Source organism: Stenotrophomonas sp. HMSC10F06 (assembly GCF_001807865.1).
In the GTDB taxonomy this organism is placed as follows: domain Bacteria; phylum Pseudomonadota; class Gammaproteobacteria; order Xanthomonadales; family Xanthomonadaceae; genus Stenotrophomonas; species Stenotrophomonas bentonitica_A.
The window spans coordinates 1-23,652 of the sequence record NZ_KV791310.1 but is presented as its reverse complement, the minus strand read 5'-3'; the positions used below and the strand labels follow the sequence as shown (position 1 = coordinate 23,652).

General features: G+C 65.1%; 20 protein-coding genes and 1 pseudogene. 10 read left to right on the top strand and 11 right to left on the bottom strand.

Going from position 1 to position 23,652, the window contains the following annotated elements:
* Positions 1-110 precede the first annotated feature (110 nt).
* Positions 111-281, top strand: coding sequence for a CsbD family protein (locus tag HMPREF3113_RS17905; protein WP_019184192.1), 171 nt, complete (start codon positions 111-113; stop codon positions 279-281).
* A gap of 214 nt (positions 282-495) precedes the next feature.
* Here HMPREF3113_RS17905 and HMPREF3113_RS17900 read toward each other — a convergent pair whose 3' ends face one another.
* A complete protein-coding gene (locus tag HMPREF3113_RS17900; protein WP_070474572.1) occupies positions 496-1,419 on the bottom strand; it encodes an NAD(P)/FAD-dependent oxidoreductase in 924 nt (307 codons plus the stop codon).
* Positions 1,420-1,549: 130 nt separating this feature from the next.
* On the opposite strand from HMPREF3113_RS17900, the gene HMPREF3113_RS17895 reads away from it, so the two are divergent.
* A complete protein-coding gene (locus HMPREF3113_RS17895; protein WP_254665329.1) occupies positions 1,550-2,560 on the top strand; it encodes a DUF6624 domain-containing protein in 1,011 nt (336 codons plus the stop codon).
* A 376-nt stretch (positions 2,561-2,936) separates the two neighbouring features.
* Positions 2,937-5,093, top strand: coding sequence for an arylsulfatase (locus HMPREF3113_RS17890; protein WP_302622522.1), 2,157 nt, complete (start codon positions 2,937-2,939; stop codon positions 5,091-5,093).
* A 124-nt stretch (positions 5,094-5,217) separates the two neighbouring features.
* Here the strand turns inward: HMPREF3113_RS17890 and HMPREF3113_RS17885 are convergent, their stop codons facing one another.
* From HMPREF3113_RS17885 to HMPREF3113_RS17855, 7 genes are all read right to left on the bottom strand, one after another.
* Positions 5,218-5,556, bottom strand: a complete 339-nt coding sequence (locus HMPREF3113_RS17885; protein WP_083298854.1) for a helix-turn-helix domain-containing protein — start codon at positions 5,554-5,556, stop codon at positions 5,218-5,220.
* A gap of 170 nt (positions 5,557-5,726) precedes the next feature.
* A complete protein-coding gene (locus HMPREF3113_RS17880) occupies positions 5,727-6,143 on the bottom strand; it encodes a hypothetical protein (protein WP_070474567.1) in 417 nt (138 codons plus the stop codon).
* Between the two features lie 162 nt (positions 6,144-6,305).
* The gene (gene fabF / locus HMPREF3113_RS17875; RefSeq protein ID WP_070474564.1) at positions 6,306-7,583 is read right to left on the bottom strand and encodes a beta-ketoacyl-ACP synthase II; all 1,278 of its coding nucleotides are present in this window, start codon (positions 7,581-7,583) and stop codon (positions 6,306-6,308) included.
* A 36-nt stretch (positions 7,584-7,619) separates the two neighbouring features.
* The gene (locus HMPREF3113_RS17870; RefSeq protein WP_070474560.1) at positions 7,620-10,685 is read right to left on the bottom strand and encodes an efflux RND transporter permease subunit; all 3,066 of its coding nucleotides are present in this window, start codon (positions 10,683-10,685) and stop codon (positions 7,620-7,622) included.
* A complete protein-coding gene (locus tag HMPREF3113_RS17865; protein ID WP_070474557.1) occupies positions 10,682-11,794 on the bottom strand; it encodes an efflux RND transporter periplasmic adaptor subunit in 1,113 nt (370 codons plus the stop codon). Before HMPREF3113_RS17865 ends, HMPREF3113_RS17870 begins: the two co-directional genes overlap by 4 nt.
* Before the next feature lie 62 nt (positions 11,795-11,856).
* Positions 11,857-12,429 carry a TetR/AcrR family transcriptional regulator gene (locus tag HMPREF3113_RS17860; protein ID WP_254427882.1) on the bottom strand — a complete coding sequence of 191 codons (573 nt, stop codon included), beginning with the start codon at positions 12,427-12,429 and terminating at the stop codon, positions 11,857-11,859.
* Between the two features lie 146 nt (positions 12,430-12,575).
* Positions 12,576-13,157, bottom strand: a complete 582-nt coding sequence (locus HMPREF3113_RS17855) for a TetR family transcriptional regulator (RefSeq protein WP_070474553.1) — start codon at positions 13,155-13,157, stop codon at positions 12,576-12,578.
* A 217-nt stretch (positions 13,158-13,374) separates the two neighbouring features.
* Between HMPREF3113_RS17855 and HMPREF3113_RS17850 the strand changes: the two genes are divergently transcribed.
* From HMPREF3113_RS17850 to HMPREF3113_RS17835, 5 genes are all read left to right on the top strand, one after another.
* Complete coding sequence (locus HMPREF3113_RS17850; RefSeq protein WP_070474550.1) at positions 13,375-14,157, top strand: SDR family NAD(P)-dependent oxidoreductase; 783 nt, start codon at positions 13,375-13,377, stop codon at positions 14,155-14,157.
* Positions 14,154-15,152, top strand: coding sequence for an NADP-dependent oxidoreductase (locus tag HMPREF3113_RS17845; RefSeq protein WP_070474547.1), 999 nt, complete (start codon positions 14,154-14,156; stop codon positions 15,150-15,152). The genes HMPREF3113_RS17850 and HMPREF3113_RS17845 overlap by 4 nt, the downstream gene beginning before the upstream one ends.
* Positions 15,153-15,323: 171 nt before the next feature.
* On the top strand, positions 15,324-17,462 hold the full coding sequence (locus HMPREF3113_RS17840; protein WP_070474546.1) for a TonB-dependent siderophore receptor: 2,139 nt from the start codon (positions 15,324-15,326) through the stop codon (positions 17,460-17,462).
* A gap of 8 nt (positions 17,463-17,470) precedes the next feature.
* Entirely contained in the window at positions 17,471-17,608 is a 138-nt protein-coding gene (locus tag HMPREF3113_RS18840) for a hypothetical protein (RefSeq protein WP_175440369.1), read from the top strand.
* 54 nt (positions 17,609-17,662) lie between these two features.
* Positions 17,663-18,025, top strand: a complete 363-nt coding sequence (locus HMPREF3113_RS17835) for a hypothetical protein (RefSeq protein ID WP_070474543.1) — start codon at positions 17,663-17,665, stop codon at positions 18,023-18,025.
* A 5-nt stretch (positions 18,026-18,030) separates the two neighbouring features.
* Here the strand turns inward: HMPREF3113_RS17835 and HMPREF3113_RS17830 are convergent, their stop codons facing one another.
* Together HMPREF3113_RS17830 and HMPREF3113_RS17825 are read right to left on the bottom strand one after the other, a co-directional pair.
* Positions 18,031-18,714: a thermonuclease family protein gene (locus HMPREF3113_RS17830; RefSeq protein WP_070474669.1), complete on the bottom strand. Its 684-nt coding sequence runs from the start codon at positions 18,712-18,714 to the stop codon at positions 18,031-18,033.
* A 139-nt stretch (positions 18,715-18,853) separates the two neighbouring features.
* Positions 18,854-20,098 (bottom strand): MFS transporter, encoded by a 1,245-nt coding sequence (locus tag HMPREF3113_RS17825; protein WP_070474540.1) that lies wholly within the window; start codon positions 20,096-20,098, stop codon positions 18,854-18,856.
* Between the two features lie 104 nt (positions 20,099-20,202).
* On the opposite strand from HMPREF3113_RS17825, the gene HMPREF3113_RS17820 reads away from it, so the two are divergent.
* On the top strand, positions 20,203-21,168 hold the full coding sequence (locus HMPREF3113_RS17820; RefSeq protein ID WP_070474537.1) for an AraC family transcriptional regulator: 966 nt from the start codon (positions 20,203-20,205) through the stop codon (positions 21,166-21,168).
* A 311-nt stretch (positions 21,169-21,479) separates the two neighbouring features.
* On the opposite strand, the pseudogene HMPREF3113_RS17815 reads toward HMPREF3113_RS17820, so the two are convergent.
* Positions 21,480-22,253 (bottom strand): annotated as a pseudogene (locus HMPREF3113_RS17815) (IS3 family transposase); the annotation flags it as partial.
* An 813-nt stretch (positions 22,254-23,066) separates the two neighbouring features.
* On the opposite strand from HMPREF3113_RS17815, the gene HMPREF3113_RS17800 reads away from it, so the two are divergent.
* Positions 23,067-23,642 carry a response regulator transcription factor gene (locus HMPREF3113_RS17800; RefSeq protein ID WP_070474531.1) on the top strand — a complete coding sequence of 192 codons (576 nt, stop codon included), beginning with the start codon at positions 23,067-23,069 and terminating at the stop codon, positions 23,640-23,642.
* Positions 23,643-23,652: the final 10 nt, after the last annotated feature.

The window sequence follows — 23,652 nt, the reverse complement described above, 5'->3', positions numbered from 1 at the left end:
CGGATTCCGCATCACCAGCGAATTTCACCTTCGCGCCACTGCCGCCCCGTCAGGGTGGAGATGCCCAGCAACACGGGCCCTCTCTCTCTAACTACATTGTGGAGTCAACCATGGACAAGAATCGCACTGAAGGCGCCAAGAACCAGGTCAAGGGCACCGTAAAGGAAGTCGTGGGCAAGGTCACCGGCGACAAGACGAAGGAAGTGGAAGGCAAGATACAGAAGGGTGTGGGTGAAGTGCAGAGCGACGTGGGCAAGGCCCGCGACGACGCGCGCCGCTGAGTCTCATCCCACGGCTCTCTGACCGCATCAGCGGCAGAGGGCAGTGGGAGGTCAGCTGGGCGCCGTATCAGGGTGTTTTTCATCTGCCACGCCTTCCATCCGCCGTGTTCTCCACCGGCGTAGGCGATTCGGCCTCTGAGCAACAGCGCGGCATGGAACAAGCCTGGCTGCTCCAATTCCGTTTCTTCCAACGATGCGGCATCTCCCTCGGGCGCTATTCCAGCAGCCCCATCAGGGAGTGGTGCACCGCCACGCCCGCCAGCGCCCCCTCGCCCACTGCCAGCGCGATGCTGCCTGCCATCCGGGCCGCGTCGCCGCACGCAAACACGCCCGGCACCGTGGTCTGCTTGGCCGAATCGGTGGTGATGCACCCGCCATCCTTGAGCTCGCAGCCCAATTGCTCGGCCAGATCACTGGACAATCGCGAATGCGGTGAAATGAACAGCGCATCCACCTCCACCCGGCGCCCATCGGCGAGCACCACGGTGGCGCTGTCTTCCACCGCGCGTACGCGGGTCGATTCGATCACGACGCCGCATGCGTCCAGCCGTGCACGCTGTGCGGGATCGATCCTCGCGGAGGCCTCGCTGCAGAACAGCGTGATGTTGCCCCAGTCGCACAGCAGCAGCGCCTGCGCCGCACCACCATCCTTTGCGCAGCCGATCACCCCGATGCGCCCTTCGAACACCTCGTAGCCGTGGCAGTACGGGCAATGAAAAACGCTCCGGCCCCAACGTTCGCCGATGCCCTGGATGTCGGGCAGATCATCGGTTACGCCGTACGCCAAGATCACCCGATCCGCCAGAAACGCCTGGCCGGCGTCCACCTCGACCCGGAAGGTCCCGCCCTCTTCCGATGCAGTTGCCATTGCCGTAGCAGAACGGGCAATACCGGCGAGCCAGGTCAACGAGGGATAGCGCAACAACTCTTCGCGGGCCTGGGAAGCGATATCCGCCGGCGGCAGCCCCTCCCGCCCAAGGAACCCATGCGCGACGCGCGCATTCCGGTTGCGCGGCGCCCCCCCGTCGATGATCAGTACTTTGCGGCGGGCACGCACAAGCTGCAGCGCGGCGGACATGCCCGCGTAGCTGCCACCGATGATGATGACGTCGTAACGATGGGGAGGCAGATCGGCCATGGCGCTGTCCCGGGCGTTGGGAGAGTGACGAATGCGCCAGAGTGCGGGAGCCTGGATCAACGCCGTGCGTGCTGCGCGTGAGCCTGGGCATCACACCGCCCGCACGATCCGGCAGGCTGGAGGGACCGGCATGTTCTTCGACTGCTACTGCCCACGCCGTGATCGCACCGCTTCGGCTCGCGCACGCCAGGTTGAATTCCGGGGGCTGAAGCCGCTACGTTGTCGGTGCGTTCACCAAGGAAGATCACCCATGCACGGAAGGCCAATACGACCCATAGCAACCCGGGCGGCAACGCTGACGGTCGCCCTGTTCGCCGCTGCCGCTGCCGCGGCTGCCGCCGCCGAGCCGGCCAGCTTCTTCACCGCGCTGGATGCCTACGGCAACAACGACTACGCCGCCTGCGGCGCCACCTTGAGTGACCTGTACACGCACGGCATCCCCTTCCCCGACGGAGGCGAGCTGCTGCTGATCGAATGCACGGCGGCAGCCGGCGATCATGCCGCGGCGTTTGCGTACGTCGATGCGCTGCTCGCCAGTGGTCGCCTGCCACTGGAGGACCTGCGGACCAAACAGCGTCCCGGGCTGAATGCGCTGCGCGCCGATCCCGCATGGCCAGCGGTGCTGCAGCGGGTCATCGCCGAAGAAAAGAAGCACGAGGCGCTGCGCGATGCGCCGTTGAGGCAGGCCTTGCTCGCACGCGAGGCAAAGGACCAGACCGCGCAACATGCCGCCATCGCCGCTGGTGGCGGCGATGCGTGGCGGCAGACGGCGCCGGTGAGCGAAGCCAATGCAACGTGGTTGAAAGCCGTGATCGCCGAAAAGGGGTGGCCAGGCACGACGCGGGTCGGCCGCGACGGGGCCAAAGCCGCATGGCTGATCGTGCAGCACGCCGACCATGACCCCGCGTTCCAGGCGCAGGCGTTGGCGTTGATGCAGACCGCCGCCGAGACCGGCGATGCCGACGCCGCGGATGTAGCGCTGCTGACCGACCGGGTGCTCATCGCGCAGGGCAAGCCGCAGCGTTACGGCACGCAGTTCAAGAGCGCCGCCGACGGCGTGATGGAGCTTCAGCCCACCGAAGACATGCAGACCCTCGACGCCCGGCGGCGCGCGGTGGGACTCCAGCCTCTGGAGGCCTAAAAGGCAATGCTCTCGGATAGCTACGGAAAACCGGTGAGATAGGTTGGCCGGCCACCGGCGGTAAATCGATCCGGCGCGCCGCCGCCAGTACTTCTACCTAGGCCGTGGCCCGTCTATTTTCGGGTGCCAACGCAGACCCCGCTGGCCACACTGGGGCCTCAGTCCAACGAGGCGCGACCATGAGCCAGGAACTCCCCGGTAGCATCCTTCCGATTCCCGACCAGGCCTACCAGGGCCCCCTGTCGTTCGATGCGAAAAAGCTTGGGGTCAAGCTTCCTCCCATCACGGCAAAGCGCCCGCCGGACGGCGCACCCAATGTCCTGCTGATCATGTTCGACGATGTTGGCTTCGGTGCCGCCAGCGCGTTCGGCGGCCCGTGCATACGCCCACCGCCGATCGGCTGGCCAATAGCGGCCTGCGCTACACCCGCTTCCACACCACCGCCCTGTGCTCGCCCACGCGCGCCGCGCTGCTCTCCGGCCGCAACCACCACGCGGTGGCCATGGGCCACATCACCGAGACCGCCACCCCCGCGCCGGGCTATCGTTCGACACGGCCCAATTCGGTCACGCCGCTGCCGGAAATCCTGCGCCAGAACGGCTACAACACCGCCCAGTTCGGCAAGTGCCACGAAGTGCCGGTGTGGGAGTCCGGACCGACCGGCCCGTTCGACCATTGGCCGGCCTTCAGTGGCTTCGAGCGTTTCTACGGCTTCATCGGCGGTGAAACCAACCAGTGGACGCCCGCACTGGTCGATGGCGTCTCTGCCGTGGAGGCGCCGCTGGATCCGGACTACCACCTGATGCCGGACCTGGCCGACAAGGCCATCGACTATGTCCGCCTGCAGAAGAGCCTGACGCCGGACAAACCTTTCTTCGTGTACTTCGCACCCGGAGCGACGCACGCCCCGCACCACGTCCCGAAGGACTGGATCGCCAAGTACAAAGGCGCGTTCGATCAGGGCTGGGATGCCATGCGCACCGCTACCTTCGCGCGCCAGCGCGAGCTGGGTGTCATCCCCGCCGATGCCGTGCTCACCCCGCGGCCGGAGGGCATTCCGGCATGGGAGGACATGCCGGCCGAACTCAAGCCGATCCTCGCGCATCAGATGGAAGTCTATGCCGCCTTCCTCGCGTACGCCGACCACCATACCGGCCGCGTGATCGACGCGCTGGAGGAACTTGGCGTGCTCGACGACACGCTGGTGTACTTCATCATCGGCGACAACGGCGCCTCCGCCGAGGGCGGCATCAACGGCGTCTTCATGCTCACCACCGCCTCCAACGGCGGCGCCGAGTACGAGACCGCAGCATTCTGGCAGCAGCACCTGGACGAGGTGGGCGGACCCACGGCCTACAACCACTACGTCGTCGGTTGGGCGCATGCGTTGTGCACGCCCTACCAATGGACCAAGCAGGTGGCCTCGCACTACGGCGGCACGCGCAACGGCACCATCGTGCATTGGCCGGCCCGGATAACCGGCAGTGGCGAACTGCGCAGCCAATGGCACCACGTGATCGACGTGGCGCCGACCATCCTGGACCTCGCCGGGCTGGCACAGCCGCATACGGTCAACGGTGTCACCCAGGTACCGATGCACGGCGTTTCCATGGCCTACACCTTCAACGACGCCGATGCCGAGGAGCGCCACCTCACGCAGTACTTCGAGATCATGGGCAACCGCGGCATCTACCACAACGGGTGGACCGCGCAGACCAAGCACCGCACCCCCTGGGATGTGGTGGCCAAGGGCGTGGATTTTTCGCAGGACGTCTGGGAACTGTATGACACGACCAAGGACTGGACCCAGGCCGACAACCTGGCCGCCGCGCAGCCGGACAAGCTCGCCGAGCTGCAGCAGCTGTTCCTGATCGAGGCGGTTCGCCACAATGTCCTGCCGATCGACGATCGCGCCGCCGAACGCATGAATCCCGAACTTGCCGGACGTGCCACGCTGACCACCGGCGACAGCCTGCGGCTGTACCCGGGCATGACCCGCCTGGGCGAGAACGTGGCGATCAACGTCAAGAACCGTTCCTACGCGGTAACCGCCGAGATCGAAGCGGCCGCCAGTGGCACGCTCAACGGCGTGATCGTCGCCCAGGGCGGACGCACCGGCGGCTGGTCGTTCTTTGCCGAAAACGGCAAGCTGGGCTACCACTACAACCATTGCGGACTGCTGCGGAAGACGGTGCTGTCCGAGGCCGACATCGGCACCGGCCGCCATCAGGTGCGGGTGGAATTCGCCTACGCGGGCGGCGGCATCGGGCGCGGTGGCACGGTCACCCTGTACATCGACGGGAAAGCCTCAGGCACCGGCGAGGTGGAGCGTACCCATCCGCTGTACTACTCCTTCGATGAGGGCCTGGACGTGGGCATCGACACCGGCATGCCGGTGTATGAGGGCTATGTGACCGAGCGCGGCAGGTTCAACGGGGTCATCCACTGGGCGGAGATCCAGCTGGATCAGGATGACCATTCGCACATGATCGATCCGGAGGCGCATCTGGAGGCGGTGATGCGGCACCAGTAGCGGCCGAACTGACAGGGCCGTCAGGGACCTCCCGGCGCCCGGCGGGAGGCCGGGTGTGGGTGTGGGAGCGAGTTGTTTCTGGACCCGCGCATGCTCCTCGGGCTGCGTGCGAACGAACGAACGACTACGTCGCCTTGCGCCGGACATTGGCGAGGTGCGCCTCCTGCTCCTTGGCGGACATCCTGCTGAACTGGCGGATGAGCTCCGCGAGGTCATCCGTCTCCGCGTACAGATAGGCAACGGAAACCCCCAGCACAGACGCGATCCTCTGCGCTGTCTCGATATCGCAATTGTGCACGGCCCGTTCGTATCGGTTGATGCGAACGCCCGCCACGTCTTCCGGTAATCCCACAAGCACCCCCAACGCGCGTTGAGACAAGCCCTGATCTACCCGGCACGCCTTCAAGCGGCGGGCGAATACAGAGCGGATCGAGGTAGGCGTGCGGGTCATGGCAACAAGCATGACCCGGACCTACGCTGAACGTAAATTACGTTCACCGTACTCCGGGTGCAAGGCCAGAAACGTCATCGGCGCCACTGCTTTTCTATAGCGCCCCTCGGACATCGACCTTCCGGTCGACGATGGTCGACGTGTCGATACTTCCCGTGAGGAAGCCCTTCCCAGGACAAGGGTCAGATCCTGATGTTCATCTCCCCGGATGCTTCGTTTCGACCCATCGGTGAACGCGGTATGTGCAGGGACACAGGCGGATGGGACCCGCCGTCAACAGCCATCGTCGACATCTCTGGAGAAACCGTGCTGCTCTGTTGAAAGCCTTCCTGCACCGCTGCAAGCAATCGGCTGGCACAGCGCACAGCGCTTCCCAGGGCCGGGTCCAGCCCGACGAGGTAGACGAAGCAGCCGTCGAACTTCGCCGACGCGGTCTCCAGGCCCTCCGAGTACATCATCTCCCGCTTGAGCGCCTTGAACCAGCGCTTCGGTGGCTCGGCGGCCAGCTCGATCACGACGGCGGCTTCGCCGAAGCCCAGCGGCATCGCTTCGATCCTCAGCACCTGGGGGTTTGACGGGGTCTTTTGTCTGGCGGCCATTGCCCTTCTCCTCTGGAACAATGACGGAAAAGTATCCTCAGCAGGCGCCAAGAACGCGTCAAAATCTGCTGACCGCCTGCGCTATTTCTCGGCAACTGCAGTGGCGCTGCGTAGCCGCGCAGGAAAAGCGCGACGGCGGCATCGCCTCTGGACTGACGGTGCTCACAGGCGCCTGAAGAGCGCACTGGCATTCACTCCGCCAAACCCGAACCCGTTGGTCAGGGCGTATGCGATGTCCGCCTCTCGGGGCACACCGCCTACGATCGAGAGCCCGTCTGCCAGCGGATCCGGTTGGACCAGGTTGAGCGTCGCGGGGGCGACCTGATCACGCAGGGCAAGCACGGTAAAGATGGCCTCGATGCCGCCTGCCGCCCCGAGCAGATGGCCGGTGCTCGACTTGGTGGCGGAAATCAGAAGGTCGCCACGGGTGCCGAACAAGGCACGCATGGCGGCAAGCTCCGCCCGATCCCCGACCTGGGTCGAGGTTGCGTGGGCGTTGATGTGGTCAACCTGCTCAGCGGCAATACCCGCCTGCGCCAACGCGATCTCCATCGCGCGGCGTGCCCCGCTGCCGTCGTCAGGACCGGCGGTCAGGTGGTACGCATCCGCGGTCGTACCGTAGCCGACCAGTTCGGCCAGCGGCCTGGCGCCCCGCGACAGGGCGTGATCCAGTCGCTCGATCACCAGCAACCCGGCGCCTTCGGACATGACGAACCCGTCCCGCTGCGTGTCAAACGGGCGGGACGCGGCTGTGGGTGTGTCGTTGAACGCGGTGCTGAGCGCCTTGGCAGCGGCGAAGCCGCCCAGGCTGACGCGGTGCATCGCCGCTTCCGCACCGCCGCACAATGCGATATCCGCTTCGCCGGACCGGATCAGGCGCGCCGCATCACCGATGGCCTGCACGCCCGCCGCGCAGGCCGTAACCGGCGCGCCCTGCGGGCCCTTGAACCCGTACCGGATGGACGCCTGCCCCGCGGCCATGTTGGCCAGGAAGGTGGGTGCAGTGAAGGGCGACAACCGGCCAGGTCCACGGCTTTCGGTGGTGTGGACCGCATTGACGATGGAACCAAACCCACCGATCCCCGTCGCAATCACGGTCGCCGTTCGCAGCAGGCCACGCTCATCGGCTGCGTTCCACCCTGCCTGCGCAAGCGCTTCGTGGGCGGCCACCAACGCGAACTCGACAAACCGATCCATCTTCTTCAGATCTTTCGGCGCGATGATGCCGCCGGAATCGAAGCCCGCCTCAGGATCCTGTTCCCGGTCCGGCACACGGCCGCCTACGTTGCAGCCCGTTCCGGCCGAAAGCGCCTCGCCCAGCGGGCCAATCCCGGAGCGTCCCGCCAGCAGGCGCGACCACACCGTTTCCACTCCGCACCCGAGGGGGCTCACCACGCCCATCCCGGTCACCACGATGCGATCTTTCTCGGCAATGCTCATCACTCACTTCCCATATAAAAGAGGTCCCGGCCGCACTCAGGCAACAGGGGGCGTTTCCGCTCGGACCTTGAACCAGATGGCATACATCGCCGGCAGGAACACCAGCGTCATCACGGTGCCGGCGATGGTGCCGCCAATCAACGTGTAGGCAAGCGTTCCCCAGAACACGGAATGGGTCAGCGGAATGAACGCAAGCACCGCCGCCAGGGAGGTCAGAATCACCGGGCGGGCGCGCTGGACGGTCGCCTCGATGATCGCGTGGAAGGTCGCCATCCCTGCCATTTCGTTCTCGTGGATCTGGCCGATCAGAATGAGCGTGTTGCGCATCAGGATGCCCGACAGTGCAATGAGTCCCACCAATGCGTTGATGCCAAACGGCTGCTGGAACAGCAGCAGGGTCGGCACCACGCCGATCAGGCCCAAGGGGCTGGTCATGAAGACCATGATCATGGCGGAGATGGAGCGCACCTGCAGGATGATGATCAGCAAGGTGACCGCCAGCATGATCGGGAACAGCGGCAGCATGGCGCTCATCGCCTTGCCGGATTCTTCAATGGAACCGGCCTGGGCAATGGCGTAGCCGTCAGGCAGCGACGCGATGAGCGGCGCAAGCTGCTTGCTGATGGCCGCTGATACGTCCGGTGGCTGCAACGCATCATCGATATCACCCCGCACGGTGATGGTCGGCACACGGTCGCGCCGACGCAGCACCGGCTCTTCCATGCGAACCTCAACGGCACCGATCTGCGACAGCGGCACGCGCTGGCCAGCGGCGCCAACCAAGGTGAAATCCGCAATGCGCGCGGGGTCCAGGCGCGTGTCCCCGCCCGATCGAGCGACCACCTCCACGGTCCGGATGTCCTCACGAACGGCGGTGACCGGCACCCCGCTCAGGAAAAACTGCAACTGCTGCGATACCGACGCCGAGGTCATGCCCATCGCCTGCAGGCGGTCCTGGTCCAGCGTGAAGTGCAGCGTGGGCGTGCGCACACCCCAGTCGGTGTTCACGGTCCGCATCATCGGGCTGGCGTGCATGATCTGCTCCACCTTGGCGGCAATGCCACGAATGACATCCGGATCCGGACCACTGACCCGATACGCCACCGGATACGGCGAGTAAGGCCCGAACACCAGCTGCGTCACGCGCACGCTGGCTTCGGGCGCCAGGCCCTCTGCCACGGCCTGGCGAAGCCTCGCCTTCAGGGCATCGCGCTGTTCCTGGCTGTCGGTGCGGACCACGATCTTGGCAAACGCAGGGTCCGGCAGCTCCGGCGAAATGGCGAGGTAGAAGCGCGGCGCACCCTGACCGATGTAGGCCGTGACGATCTTCGATTCCGCCTGCGCCGACAGCCACGTTTCGACCTTCCTGGCCGCCAGGCTGGTCTGTTCGATGGCGGTGCCATAGGGCATCTGCACCTCGACCAGCACCTCCGGGCGATCAGAGATGGGGAAGAACTGCTTCTTCACCGCCCCCATGCCAACCACCGAAAGCACGAACAGGCCGATCACCGACCCTGCGGCAAGCCACTTGCGCGCAATCACCCGCGCCAGGATCGACCGGAAGCGGTTGTAGCGCGGCGTGTCGTAAAGGCTGCTGTGACCGCCCTCCACTGCCTTCAGGTCAGGCAGAAGCTTCACGCCCAGGTAGGGCGTGAAGAACACCGCGACTACCCACGACACGATCAGCGCAATGCCGACGATCCAGAACATGTTGCTGGTGTATTCACCGGCGGTGGACCGGGCAAAGCCATTGGGCATGAAGCCCACGGCCGTCACCAGGGTGCCGGCCAGCATGGGCGCTGCCGTATGACTCCACGCATAGGCCGATGCCTTGACCCGGCTGTAGCCCTCTTCCATCTTCACCACCATCATTTCGATGGCAATGATCGCGTCGTCTACCAGCAACCCCAGGGCCAGGATCAGCGAGCCCAGCGTGATGCGGTCAAAATTCTTTCCGGTGGCCGCCATCACCAGGAACACCGTGGCCAGCGTCAGCGGCACGGCAGCTGCCACCACGATGCCCACCCGCCAGCCCATGCTGACGAAGCACACCACCATCACCACCAGCAGGGCGACGAAGAACTTCATCATGAACTCGTCCACCGACGCGCTGATGTTCACCGCCTGGTCGGTGACCTTCTCCAAGGCCATCCCCACCGGGAGGCCGTCGTTGATCTTCTTGACCTCGGCGTCAAGCGAGGCGCCCAGATCCAGGCCGTTCCAGCCGTCGCGCATGACGATCCCCAGCAGCATGGCCGGCTCGCCCCCGTTGCGGATCATGAAGGTCGACGGATCTTCATAGCCACGCTTCACGGTGGCGATGTCCTGCAGCTTCAGCGTCCTGCCCTGCGCAACGATGGGGGTATCGCGGATCTTCTGCAGCTGATCCAGCGCGCCGTCGAGGCGGATGAAGATCTGCGGGCCCTTGGCCTCCACTGAGCCGGCGGGCGTCAACGCGTTCTGGCCGTTCAGCGCCGCGAACACCGCCTGCGGCGTCATCCCCAGGTTTGCCAGACGTTCGTGGGAAAGTTCCACATAGATTCGCTCGGACTGCTCGCCGATGATGTTGACCTTCTTGACGCCGGGAACATGCAGCAGGCGCTGACGAAGGGTTTCGGCGTCGCGTGCAAGCACGCGGAATGGTTCGCCCTTGGCCTTCAATGCGAACAGCGCAAACGTGACATCGGCATACTCGTCGTTGACCATCGGGCCGATCACGCCTGCGGGCAGGTTCGCGGCTTCGTCGGCCATTTTCTTGCGCGCCTGGTAGAACTCCTCCTGCACTGCGGACGGGGGCGTGCCGTCCTGCAAGGTCAGCGTGGTGAACGACAAGCCGGGACGCGTATAGGTTTCACTGCGGTCATACCAGCGCAGCTCCTGCAGGCGCTTTTCCAGCTTCTCGGCCACCTGGTCCTGCATCTCCGTGGGCGTGGCCCCCGGCCAGGCCGTCACCACGGTCATCACCTTCACGGTGAATGCCGGGTCTTCTGCGCGGCCCAACTGGAAAAACGACACGATGCCGGCAACCGAGACCAGGAAGATCAGAAAAACCGTGATGGCGCGCTCGCGCACCGCAAGCGCCGACAGGTTGAACCCACTCACGGGTGGGCTCCCTTGCCCGCTGTGGCGGTGGCCGTGGCGGTATCGGCCAGACGAACCACCTGCCCTTCGTGGAGCAGGTGCGCGCCCAGCGCGGCCACGCGGTCGGATGCTTTCAACGCGCCCTCAACCAGGGCCAGGTCGTCCCCCAGCCGCTTGACCACTACCGGCGTCCAACGGGCGCTGAGTGGCTCGCCCCCGATCACCCAGACGCCGGTTCCGGTGCCAGGATCAAACACCGCGCCCAACGGGACCTCAACGCCCCCCGCCTCACCTGCGGTGCCTTCAACCGCTACCGTCACGGTAGACCCCAGCGGCAATACGGTGTTGCCGTCCTCCAGGGTGTAGCGGGCTTCAAAGGTGCGGGTTGCAGGGTCTGCCGATTCGGAGAGCACGCGCAACCGTGCCGGCATCGAAACGCGCGCACCAAACAACGACGCCGATGCGGCCGAGCCGATCTGCGGGCGAAGCGTCTCGGGCAGTTGGACCACGGCTTCACGACTGCCCGCACGGGCAAGCCGGGCGACGATCTGCCCCGCCGCCACTACCTGGCCGGGCTCGGCCAGAACGGCCATGACCACCCCATCGGCATCGGCAACAAGCGCGGTGTACTGACTGGCGTTGCGTGCCACCCGGGCCTGGGCGTCGGCCGCCTTGAGCTGCGCAGCCGCCGCGTCTGCCGCCGCCTTCATCTGATCGTACGCCGAGCGGGACACCACGCCCTTGGCTGCCAAGTCGCGATAGCGCGCCTCGTCCGCCGTGGCCTGCACGCTCTGCGCACGGGCCGCGATGACGGCCTGCTGCTGGGAAGCTGCAGCCAGATTCAGGTCGAGCGGATCCATCCGATAGAGCACGTCGCCGCGCTTGACCGTCTGTCCCGTCTCAACGCGGCGCTCAGTGACCTTGCCTCCCACCCGGAAGGCCAGATCGCTCTGCACCCGTGCGGCGATGGTGCCGGTGAAGGTGCGCGCGTTTCCGATGCCCGGCTGCACCTGCGCCACCCGGACGATCGGCGGTGCGGTTCGGGGGTCGCTTTCACCCGGCTTGCTGCAGGCCACAAGGAACAACGGAACAACACAGGAAATGGCTGTGAGTACAGAACGGCGCCGCATACGGTCTTCCGGAGTGGGATATCCGGGCGCATTCTGTTCCTAGTGACCAATCCAGTCAATAGTCACTTGGGTGGCATCGCAAGGCTCCGCAGGACCAGTTGGTGCAGAGCCTCGGGCGCTTCCGCATGCAGGGCCGATACGTGCGGCAGCGTCACCGGGTTCAGGTAAGGCACCAGAACCTGGTAGACGGCGCGGCTGGTGTCGCCCAACGGTGTCGTGCTCTCGAACACCCCGGCAGCGCGACCTTCCTGGACGATGTCCTCCACCCGCTGGCGGATGCGGTGCTTGTACGCCTGGACGGAGGGCCAATCGTCCGTCGCGGCCGCGACCGCGATCTCATACAGTCGCCGATCCTGCAGGAACAGGCGAAGACTGGACGCCACAATCACGGTGAACAGCGCGCGGAGCCTCTCCGGCGGCGCCTGGATACCCTCCAACGCGTCATCTACGTCGCGTTCGATCTGGCTGAGGCAGTTGGCGCAGATCACCTCACCGATCGCCTGCTTGGAGGTAAAGAACTTGTAGATGTACGCCTTGGAAAAGCCGATGGCTTTGGCCAGGTCGGACACCGTGGTCTTGTCGTAGCCGTAATGGCTGAAGTGCGCGGTGGCCGCCTCGATGATCTGGGTGCGCACATCGTGCTCGGCGGGGCCACGCCCGGCATCGGGCACTGCGGAGGTTGAAATAGGCATACCGCAAGGGTAGCGCTGCCAGATAGAGCGGGCAAATAGTGACCAATCGGGTATGGGTTCACCATCGCATGGGGCTCGCCCGACACGCGTCAGGGCGCAGACACCCCTGACATCCGCGCCAGCACATCCGCCCGGCAGACATCCAGAAGTTCGTCCGCCATCGCCGAATCGTCCGGGCAGGACCGGGACAGCACCATCGCCCCTACAGCCTGCGCCATCAAGGCGATCCGCCGCGCGCGCGCCTGTTCGGCCGTGGCGGTGTCGGCCTGCTCTTCCCGGGTGGAATCGGCCGCCAGCTGCGCCTCGATGCCTGCCGCAAAGGCCGCCTTGACCGCGGCCGGCTGACGCGCCGCGTCGGTGCACAACGCTGCCATGGTGCAGCCCTGGCCCGGCGCGTCCCGGTGCTCACGGGAAAGGTAATGGCGCACGAAGCTCTCCCGGTCCGTGCCGGCCGCGGCCTCGGCCGATCTGGCCAGGCCGCAGCTCGCCGCCTCGGCCATCAGGTCGGCCTTCGACCCGAAATGCTTGTAGAAGCCGCCGTGGGTGAAGCCGGCAGCCGCCATCAGATCGGCCACGCCCACGCCGTCGTAGCCCCGCTCCCGGAACAGCGTGGAGGCGGTGTCGACGATGTGCGCCCGGTTGGCCTGCGCCTGTGCCTTGGTGACCTTCATGACCCGGTCTCTCTTCACGCTCTGCCTTGGTGAAGCGCACTTTACCACGATAGATGACTACCATCATCAAACCGTTGACATCTAAGATGACGGTCATCATCATTGCTGCGCACCGTCAGCCGTCGCCACCGCCGGGCGGGACCCCGCGTTGACCGATACAACGCCCCGGTAAGCCGTCGACAACGCCCTGCCGCCCCCCCCTTCCACGAGACACACCATGAGCCAGCTTCCCACCGTCCTCATCACCGGCGCCTCCAGCGGTATCGGCACCGTCTACGCCGAACGCTTCGCGCGCCGCGGCCACGACCTGGTGCTGGTCGCGCGCGACACGGCCCGCCTGGAGTCGCTGGCCGCCCGCCTGCGCCAGGACACCGGGGTCGCCGTAGACGTCCTGCCGGCCGACCTCACCGTGCGCACCGATCTGGCCACCGTGGAAACCCGCCTGCGCGACGATGCCTGCATCGGCATCCTGATCAACAACGCGGGCGTGGCGCAATCCGGCGGCTTCACCGACCAGTCGGCCGACAGCATCGATCAAGTGGTCACCCTCAACACACTCGCCCTGACGCGCCTGGCTGCGGCCATCGCCCCGCGGCTGGCCAACGCCGGCGAAGGCGCGATCGTCAACATCGGCTCGGTGGTCGGCTTGGCGCCCGAGTTCGGCATGTCCGTCTACGGTGCGAGCAAGGCCTTCGTCCTGTTCCTGTCGCAGGGGCTCAGCCTGGAGCTGTCGCCCAAGGGCGTTTACGTGCAGGCCGTGCTGCCCGCAGCCACCCGCACCGAGATCTGGGAGCGTGCCGGTATCGACATCAACACGTTGCCCGAAGTGATGGACGTCGGCGAGCTGGTCGATGCCGCCCTGGTCGGCTTCGATCGCCGCGAAACCGTGACCATTCCGCCATTGCATGTGGCCGCCCGCTGGGACACGCTGGAGGCATCGCGCCAAGGCCTGATCTCGGACATCCGCCAGGCGCAGGCAGCGGAGCGCTATCGCCCATGAAAGCCTTCCTCATCGACCGCTATGGCAAGAACGAAACGGGCCATATCAATGACGTGCCAACGCCAGCGCTGCGCGACGGCGATGTGCTCATCCTCGTGCACGCGGCCAGCGTCAACGCGCTGGACCCCAGGATCCGGCGTGGCGAATTCAAGGTGATCCTGCCGTATCGCCTGCCGCTGATTCTGGGCAACGACCTGGCCGGAACGGTGGAGCGCGTGGGCGCCGGCGTTTCCCAGTTCAAACCGGGCGATGAGGTGTATGCACGTCCCGACGATGACCGCATCGGCGCGTTCGCCGAGTTCATCGCCGTCAACGCCGCCTCCGTGGCCCTCAAGCCCGCCAACCTCACCATGGTAGAGGCCGCCTCGCTGCCGCTGGTCGCGCTGACTGCATGGCAGGCCCTGGTGGAAACCGCCCAGCTGAAGCTCGGGCAGAAGGTCTTCATCCAGGCCGGCTCCGGCGGCGTCGGCACCGTGGCGATCCAGCTGGCCAAACACCTTGGCGCGTTCGTTGCCACCACCACCAGCACGCCCAACGTGGGATGGGTAAAGGCGCTGGGCGCGGATGTGGTCATCGACTACCGGCGGCAGGATTTCGCCGCGGACCTGCGCGACTACGACGTGGTGCTCAACAGCCTGGGCAAGGAGGAACTGGAGCGCTCGCTGCAGATCCTCAAGCCGGGTGGCCACCTCATCTCCATCTCGGGCCCGCCCACGCCCGCCTTCGCCGCCGCGCGTGGCTTGGCTTGGCCGCTCAAACAGGTGATGCGCCTGCTCAGCCACGGCATCCGCAGCAAGGCCAAGAAGAAGGGAGTCACGTATACCTTCGTCTTCATGCGAGCCGATGGGGCGCAATTGTGCACCATCACCTCGCTTGTGGAATCCGGCGCGATCGCACCGGTCATTGATCGGGTGTTTCCGTTGCAGGACACCCAGGGCGCGCTGGCTTACGTGGAGAGCGGGCGGGCGAAGGGCAAAGTGGTCGTGGAGCTGTAACGCCGGAGCGGCTCAAGCGCGCGCTATCCCGTGGCCTTGCGCCGCACGTCCAGGAGCAACGCGACTTGCATTATCGGGCGCTGCACCGCCTTGGGGTGATGCAGCCGATTGAGCGACTGAGGCTGCATGTTAACATTTCTCATTCGCAACTACACCCCCCCCCTGCCCCCGATGACCCGCCCGTCGTTTCGTCTCTCTGCCCTGGGCCTGCCCCTGACCTTCGCCTGCCTTTCGGCACACGCCGCTCCTCCCTCCTCCCCCGATGTGCAGCAGCTCGACGCCGTTCAGGTCCTCGGCCGCGCCCAGACCCTCTACCGGGTCGACGACGCCGCGGTGGGCACGCGGACGGATACGCCGCTGGCGCTGGTGCCGCAGTCCATCCAGGTGGTGCCGCGTGAGCTGATCGAAGACCAGGCGGCCCGCCAGATCACCGACCTGTACCGCAGCATCAGCGGCATCAGCTTCTTCAGCTACGCCGGCGTGACCCTGCGCGGCTTCCGCCAGGAAAACGTGCTGTATGACGGCCTGCGCGGCGACCCCTATGCCGGTTTTTCGGTCCCGCAGCTGTTCAACATCGAGCGCGTGGAGGTCCTGAAGGGACCGGCCGGCGCCCTGTACGGCGGCGGTGATGCCGGCGGCGTCATCAACTACGTGACGCGCAAGCCGAAAGCCACGCCCGAGCGCCGCATCGAACTGCAGGCCGGCAACAACGATTTCCGTGCTGCATCGATCGAGGCCACCGGGCCGATGAACGCCGCTGGCAGCGTGCGCTACCGCGCCGGGCTGTATGGCGACACCGAGCAGGGCGTGCGCTGGAACGCGGACAGCGAAAGCGTGATCGGTGATGCATCGCTCGCCTTCGACGTGGGCGACACCGGCGAGTTGACCCTGCAGTTCACCGACATCACCCAGAACCTGGGCGGCAACCGCCTGCGTGGCGTACCGGTGGACGACAACGGCAGTTTTCTGACTGACCGGCGTTGGAACCACAACGAAGCCACCGACTTCCTCGACATGCGCGCCAAGGTGGCGCTGGCGCAGTACCGCTTCTCGCCCAGCACCAACCTGGACGTGGATGTGGGTGCGCGCTGGTTCGAGAACAACGAGCACCAGATCTACCACGAGCCGATGGGGCTGATCGACCGCAACCGCGACGGCGTGCCTGAATGGATGACCCGCCAGCTGCGCAACCAGATCCGCGACAACGATGCCTTCACCGCCAACGCCAACGCAGTGTGGCGTGTCAGCACCGGCCGCATCGAGCACAAGGTGCTGTTTGGCGCCGATGTGTACCAGCAGGATGCCGACTTCACCGCGCAGACGGCCAACAGCGCGGACCTGGCGCGGGGTGCCGGCCCGGTGCCAGGCATCGACCTGTTCAACCCGGTGTATGGCGCAAGTTCGTGGCGCGACTACAACCTGGCCGCCCTGCCCTGGCGGAGCACGAGCACGCGCAGCAAACGCTATGGCGGCTACCTCCAGGACGAACTGACGCTGACCCCGCGCTGGCATGTGCTGGCCGGACTGCGCTGGGACGGGTTCAAGGACGATGACCGCATTGCCGGCACCGCGGTGGATGGCAACGACATCAGCTGGCGGCTGGGCAGCACGTACACCGTGCGGGAAGGCATCAATCTCTACGCCAACATCGCCAGCGGCTTCATGCCCCAGAGCGCGGCCAACCAGAGCGCCGAGGCGGGCGGCCCGTTCGATGCCGAGCGCAGCAGACAATGGGAAGTCGGGTTGAAATCCCTGCTGGCCGAGCGCGTCACCTTGAACCTGGCCGCGTACCGGATCGACCGCAGCAATATCGTGCAGGCCACCGGTGAGATCGTGGACGGCGTCAACCAACTGGCCGCCCTGGGCCTGGTGCGCAGTACGGGCATGGAGCTGGACCTGCTGGCCGATGTCACCGACCGCTGGGTGCTCAACCTCACCTACGCGTACAACGATGCGCGGGTGAAAGATGCCGGCAGCAACGGCATCACCAATGCGTCCGGCGATCGCTTCGCCAATGCGCCGCAGAACAAGCTAGGCTTGTGGACACGCTACGACCTGCCGGCAATCCGTTCGGCCATCGGTTTCGGCGCCGATTACGTGGATGAGCGCGTCAGCCTGGATGGCCAACGGGTGAAGCCGTACACCGTGTTCGACATGAGCTGGAAGACCCAGTGGCAGCAGTGGCAGTTCCAGGCCAACGTCAAAAACCTGTTCGACAAGGTGTACGCCGCCAGCGGGTTCACCGAGCGCACCGGCCACTTCCCGGGTGAGCCGCGCCGTGTGTACGTGCAAGCTGCGTACACCTTCTAGGCCCGACCATGCCACTGGCCAAGGGCATGACGGCCGTGCGCTGCCCCTGGCGCGCAGCGAGGCAAGGCATGGGCCGCTGGCGCTGGATGTGGCTGGCCCTGCTGCTGGTGTGGGCGTCACTGGTGCCGTTTGAGGCCATGAAGTAGAAGCACTCACCCGTCGAACGATGGCATCCTGCCTGTTCGCGCAGGAGAACAACGATGCGGACGACGGGAAATCTTCTTGCAGCAGCGGCTGTCACGCTGAAGGTCGGCGTGGTGTTCTGGGTGCTGGTGGCCTGGCGGACACCCGGCGGCGAGCCTTGGGATGCGCCGGCGTTCTGGACCGTCGTCTATCCCATCGCACTGGCTATCGCCGCGGTTCTAGGCGCCTGCTTCCCCCGCAAGGCGTGGCTGTGGGGACTGTTGCTCATGGCGCTGCAGGTGCCGGTGGTGGCCGTGGTCTCGGGCGTTGGCCCGTTGTTGCTCGCCGGACTGGTGTATGCACTGGTGCTGGCGTTGCCTGCGATGGCCATCGCGGCAGCGTCGGGCGCTCTGCGTCGCCGCCTGCATGGGAGGGTTTGAGACGCTCAGCGCTTGGCCGGCTGCCACCCTGCCCGCACTGCGTCGGCAGGGCTGCAGAACATGCGCTCGCCGCGGCTCGTGTGGATACTCGTGCGCGCGTAGTCCCGCTGGCCCGGCACGTGGTAGATCTTCTTGCCTTGGCGGGAGATGTTGCCCTTGATTTGGCATCCGCCCGGCGCCGGTTGCGTGGCCACCGGGGCGTGTCGCGCGGCCTGGTCACGCTTGCTGCGACGATAGTCGGCTGGCATCTGGAACGGCCCCTGCCAGAGGTTCCGCTGGTGCTGGCGCGCGTCGGCTTCGTCCGCGATGAATGCCGTGGCGTACTGGCGGTACGCCACCGCCCAACCGGAGCGCACCATCCACCGATTGACCGACGCCCCCTGGACAAAGCACTCCGCCACCACCCTGCCGTAGCGGTCCGTGTCCTTGGGCTGGCAACGAACGGTTTTTTCCAGCAGATGGCCGTCCAGCGCGGCGGCTGACCGACGACCACAGGGCCAAGTGCGCCCATCTTTACCGGTGCATTGCTGCGCGCTTTCCGGCGCATCGATGCCCCACAGGCGGATGCGCCGCTTGGCCACGGTGAGGGTGTCCCCGTCCGTGACCGTCGCGCGGCCAACCAGCTCTGCTGCCACACCAGAAAACGACGCAGAAACCAAAAACAACACCACCAGACCTTTCACCACCATCAACAACGACGTCCTTCAAGTGCACGCTCGGGAGCGAGCGCCAGCTAAAACAGGGCCGAGCACTTTAGCGGAAGCGGAGACAGGACGCCGACTGCATCGACAGTCCTTCACTCCCGACGTGCATTCCTGGTGTGGTCGCCTAGATATGAAACGCCGGACCTGCGGACAACGGCGTCGAGCTCACCCTGACCCGCAGCGCGATGAGCAGGCTGGCGAGGAGCATCACCGCCGCGGCAACGACAAGGACTGCAACGATGCCGCCCAGCCCGAACACCACGCCACCCAACGCGGCGCCCGCTGCGATGGACGACTGCACTGCAGCGACCACCATCCCGCCGGCACTCTCGGCCTGGTCAGGCACCGCACGCGCGACCCAGCTCGACCACGCAACCGGCACGCCGCCGAAGGCCAGACCCCACAGTGCTACCAGGATCGACAGCCCGCCGACGCCCACCGGCAACAGGAGCATGCCCAGCGCGGCTACGCCAACCAAGGCAGGCATGAGCACCAGCGTGACTTTCAGACTGCGCTCCATGAGCCAGCCGGCCAGGAGAGTGCCAACGAAATTCGCCACACCGAACCCGAGCAGGATCAGCGCCAGGCCATCGGCGCTCATCTGCCCCAGGCTCTCCAACGTGGGGCGGATGTAAGTAAAGAGCGAGTACTGACCGGTGTGCGCCAGGACGCAGCCCAGCATGCCGACCGCAACGCCTGGGCGGCGCAGGAGCGCCACCACCGACTGCGGGACTGCCGCCTGGCGCGGGGCCATCCGGGGCAGCGTGAACCACTGGAACGCAAACGTGAGTCCACCCACCGCCGTCGCCGCCCAGAAGGCGCTGCGCCAACCCAGCAGCCCGCCGAGGTAGCTCCCCAACGGAACCGACACCACCGTGCCGACCGCAATCCCGCTGAAGATGATCGAGAGCGCGCGAGGCACGCGCTGGGGCGGCACCAACCGCATGGCCACGGCCGCTGCCATGCTCCAGAAACCGCCCAGCGCGATGCCCAGAAGGACGCGCATCACCAGCAGGACCCCCATGCTGGACGACAACGCCACCAAGGCGTTGGAGAGAATCATCAGGGCCGTGAAACTCAACAGCACCAGGCGCCTATCTATCGAGCGGGTCAGCCGCGGCACCAGCAGCCCAGCGAACAAGGCCACAACCGCAGTGACCGTCACCGCTTGCCCGGCCAGCGCCTCCGACACCCCCAGATCCGCCGCCATCGGGGTCAACAGGCTGGCAGGCAGATATTCCGCGGTGAGCAGCCCGAAGACCCCCATGGCCAGCGAAAACACCGCCACCCATGCCGATGAAGAAGGCTCCCCGCTCCCCCTGTCCACAGAATCAGGCGTGTTCGCGGCATCAACTACGTTATTGCTCATCACAGATCCCAGTGCATTCGTGCAGCCGAGAGTCTAGGGAGCCAAGTCAGGATGATCTATGATTGCCCGACCTGTATTTTTGATCGAAACCCCGGCCCGTCTCAATGAGCCACACGCCACTCCAGCCCACCGACCTGATCAGCGAACTGCTGACCGGCATGCGGCTGCATGGCGTTCAATACCGGCGCATTCAGACCGGGCCGACCTTCGGGCTTGGATTTCCCCGGAAGCCAGGCCATGCCTACTTCCATTACCTGGCAGTGGGCACGGCGATTCTTCGTGGCGCAGACGGCAGCCAACACCGTCTATCCGCCGGGGATGTCGTGCTTCTTCCCCGCGGAGACGAACACGCGTTGCTGTCGGGCGAGGACCATCCCGTCCAGTGCCTGGAAACGATCGACGCAGCCCCGTTGGGCGACGCGGTGAGCGGAATAGACACGTGCCCGAGCACACATGCCGTGCCCAGCGCCGTGCTCTTCCACGGCTGCATGGTGTTCGATCTGGGCGGCATGCAAGGGTTGAGCAAGGTGATGCCGGCGGCGATGTTGTGCGATGGCAACGCCACGCAGTTCCCGGGGCTGTTGCCGATGGTCGACGCGATGAAGCGCGAGGTGTGTTCCGGACGCATTGGCTATGCAGGAATCCTCGCCCGGCTTGCGGATGCAGTGGCCGCCATGATTGTCCGTGACTGGGTCGAGCGCGGTTGCGACGGCGCCTCCGGCCTGGTCATGGCCCTGCGCGACCCGCGTCTGTCACTGTCGTTGCTTGCCCTGCACAAAGACCCTGGGCGTGACTGGACGGTCGAAGCGCTGGCTGCGGAATCCAACATCTCACGGTCTGTCTTTGCGGAACGGTTCCAGACTGTCATGGGAACCGCGCCGCTGCGATATGTGACCGAGCTGCGTATGCACTTGGCCAGTCAATGGCTGAGCCACCAGAACCTCTCCATCGAGGTGGTGGCAGAGCGTCTTGGGTACGCGTCGCAGGCGGCTTTCAGCCGGGCTTACAAGCGTGTTATGGGGTACTCGCCTGGTGCGACTCGGCGGGGGCGTGGGTTGGCCTCTGTGTAGGAGCGCGGCTAGCCTTGGGTCTGCAAATTGGTCATTGGCGGAGACAGTGGGACTAAACAACCCCAACACTAACCCATTGCTCTTAATGAAGAACTCTAGCCAGAATGTGTCCTGGTGAGTGTCCTTCCAGTCTATTGCCAAAGTGCATTGACTCAAGCACAGCGATGTCGGCTGGCGTTGGTTAGGGCGTCAATTTAATCGGCCGCCGCTGCCTCCACACCTGAATTGACGTCAAAGCTCCATCCGCACCCAGAGCAGACAATCAAATTTTGCTCGTAAAGCTTGAACAAGGACTCGTTGTCCGACGTCCCCCCGGAAATTGCCCGCTCCACTTCGATGGCAACAGCCTCGTGGGTGGCGTCGTCGACAATGGTCAGGCACTTGATCACCCGGCCTTCCGCGGTGCGGTCGAACACGAAGTCCATCGACCACACCTCATTGGCAGCGGACGGCCGCAGGAGGGGCTGGCGCTCGCCTACCGGCACCTTCTTACGCTTTCTGCGACGCACCTGCAGGCCCGCTTCCTGATACAAGCGCTCCACTCGCTTGTAGTTCACGACCAGCCCTTTCTGTCGCAGTTTCAAATGGATCATGCCCACCCCGTAGCGTCTGTGCCGATGCGCCAGCGCGGCGATCTGCTCGCGCAGCTCAACGTTGTGGTCGGCCCGAGGCTCATAGCGCAGCGCGCTAGCGCTCATCCGCACCACCTTCAGCGCCCGCCGCTCGCTCAACCCCTTCTCGACCATGCTCCGCACCAGCAGCCTGCGCGCCGGTGCGGTCACCACTTTTTTCGCAACGCATCCTTGATGACGTCGTTCTCGAAGACCTGTTCTGCCAGTAGCTTCTTCAGGCGTGTGTTCTCCGCCTCCAGGTCCTTGAGCCGCTTGGCGTCGGGCACGCTCATGCCGCCGAACTTGCTGCGCCACAGGTAGTACGAGGCCTCGCTGAAGCCGTGCTGGCGGCAGAGGTCCTTAATGGGCATGCCGGCCTCAGCTTCGCGTAGGAAGCCGATGATCTGCTCTTCGGAATTTTCAACAGACGAAGGTCTGGTCAAAGCGCTTCTTCACGTCCAATCTCCTTGTCATTGAGGATTGGACTCCAAACCGCTTCGCTACTCAATCTCGGGGGGACGTCGCCGCTGGGACGAACTGCAAAACCGGTGAGAAAAACGCACACGGCAGCCAAACGCTGTTTGCCGAGTTCGGTCGATATTTGAAGAACTCAGGGTTTGGAAGAGGCGTCAGGTTCCATGCGTTTCCGCACACGCTGGTAACCAATCTGAGCGCTGGCGGAGCTTCTCATAGCGACATCGCCTTACTTACAGGTGACGCTCCACGACAAATCGACGTAGTGCCTGTTCTCGAAAAGTTCTACGAGCACCGCGAAGCGATCGCCCATCTGCGCGGGAAGGACAGCACACTCGCTCACTACCAGCCTCCGGTGCAACTGCCCGTGTATCAGCGCGGCCAGTTCGCCGAGTGCTGGCTGACTCAAGCCGGTTTCAAACATGAGCGTAGACGCTTGTCCGTTGAATCGACCTTATTGAGTCCGCTCCACCGAGCCAGGTTGACGTTGTGTGTAGATCTGCCGAGAAATCCGACATGTTCTTAACCGTTCATACGGCTGCATGTGGTGACGGAAGAAGGCGCTGGGATGTGGTCCACTCTGCGGCACATCATATTCCTCCGAGCACGGAGGTCACATCCCAAACGTGCAAGCATCACGGAACGAGAAATGTGCTCCGTCATCCATACTGGAAATCACCCGCTTGATGGATTAAGTCACGACTCCATCACCTGCTCAACCACCAGTATCCAGGTTCCTGAGCAGGGATAAGCCACTCTGAAGTGGTCTGTATCCGTGCAACCCCGAACAGCCTTGGCGGAGGAGTGGAGCGCATGGATCTCGCGGTCTTTGAAGACCCCTGCTGTGGGGGTCGAAGTGTCGTGCTGGCGGATGACCACATCCTGGTGGCCCAAGGGATCGAGCGGCTGCTGATGAATTCGTTCGAGTCAATCGTGTTGGTGGCCGACGGCGAAAGACTGATCGAGACGGTCGAGCGCGACCCGCCCGACGTGGTGGTCGCGGACATTAGCATGCCTGGCATGAGCGGAATCGATGCAATGAAAGTGATGATGGAACAAGGCTGCAACGTTCCTTTCGTATTTTTGACAATGCACGATGAGCCATCACTGGCCGCCGATGCCATCCGCGCAGGCGCGCGCGGCTTCGTTCTTAAGAGCGCTGCCGGGGAGGAACTGATCTGTGCGATTACAGCGGTTCTGGATGGAAACACATATGTATCTTCAAGCATCGCCGCGCAGGCCATCGTTCATGGCGCAACCCCGCAATACACCCCGACCGACAAGCAACTGCGCGTGCTCGAATTTCTCGCACGGGGCCTGCGCGCCAAGCAGATCGCGCATGAACTGGGGCTCTCCGTCCGAACGGTTGGTAATCCCCCCGCAGGTTAGCCGCAGCCAT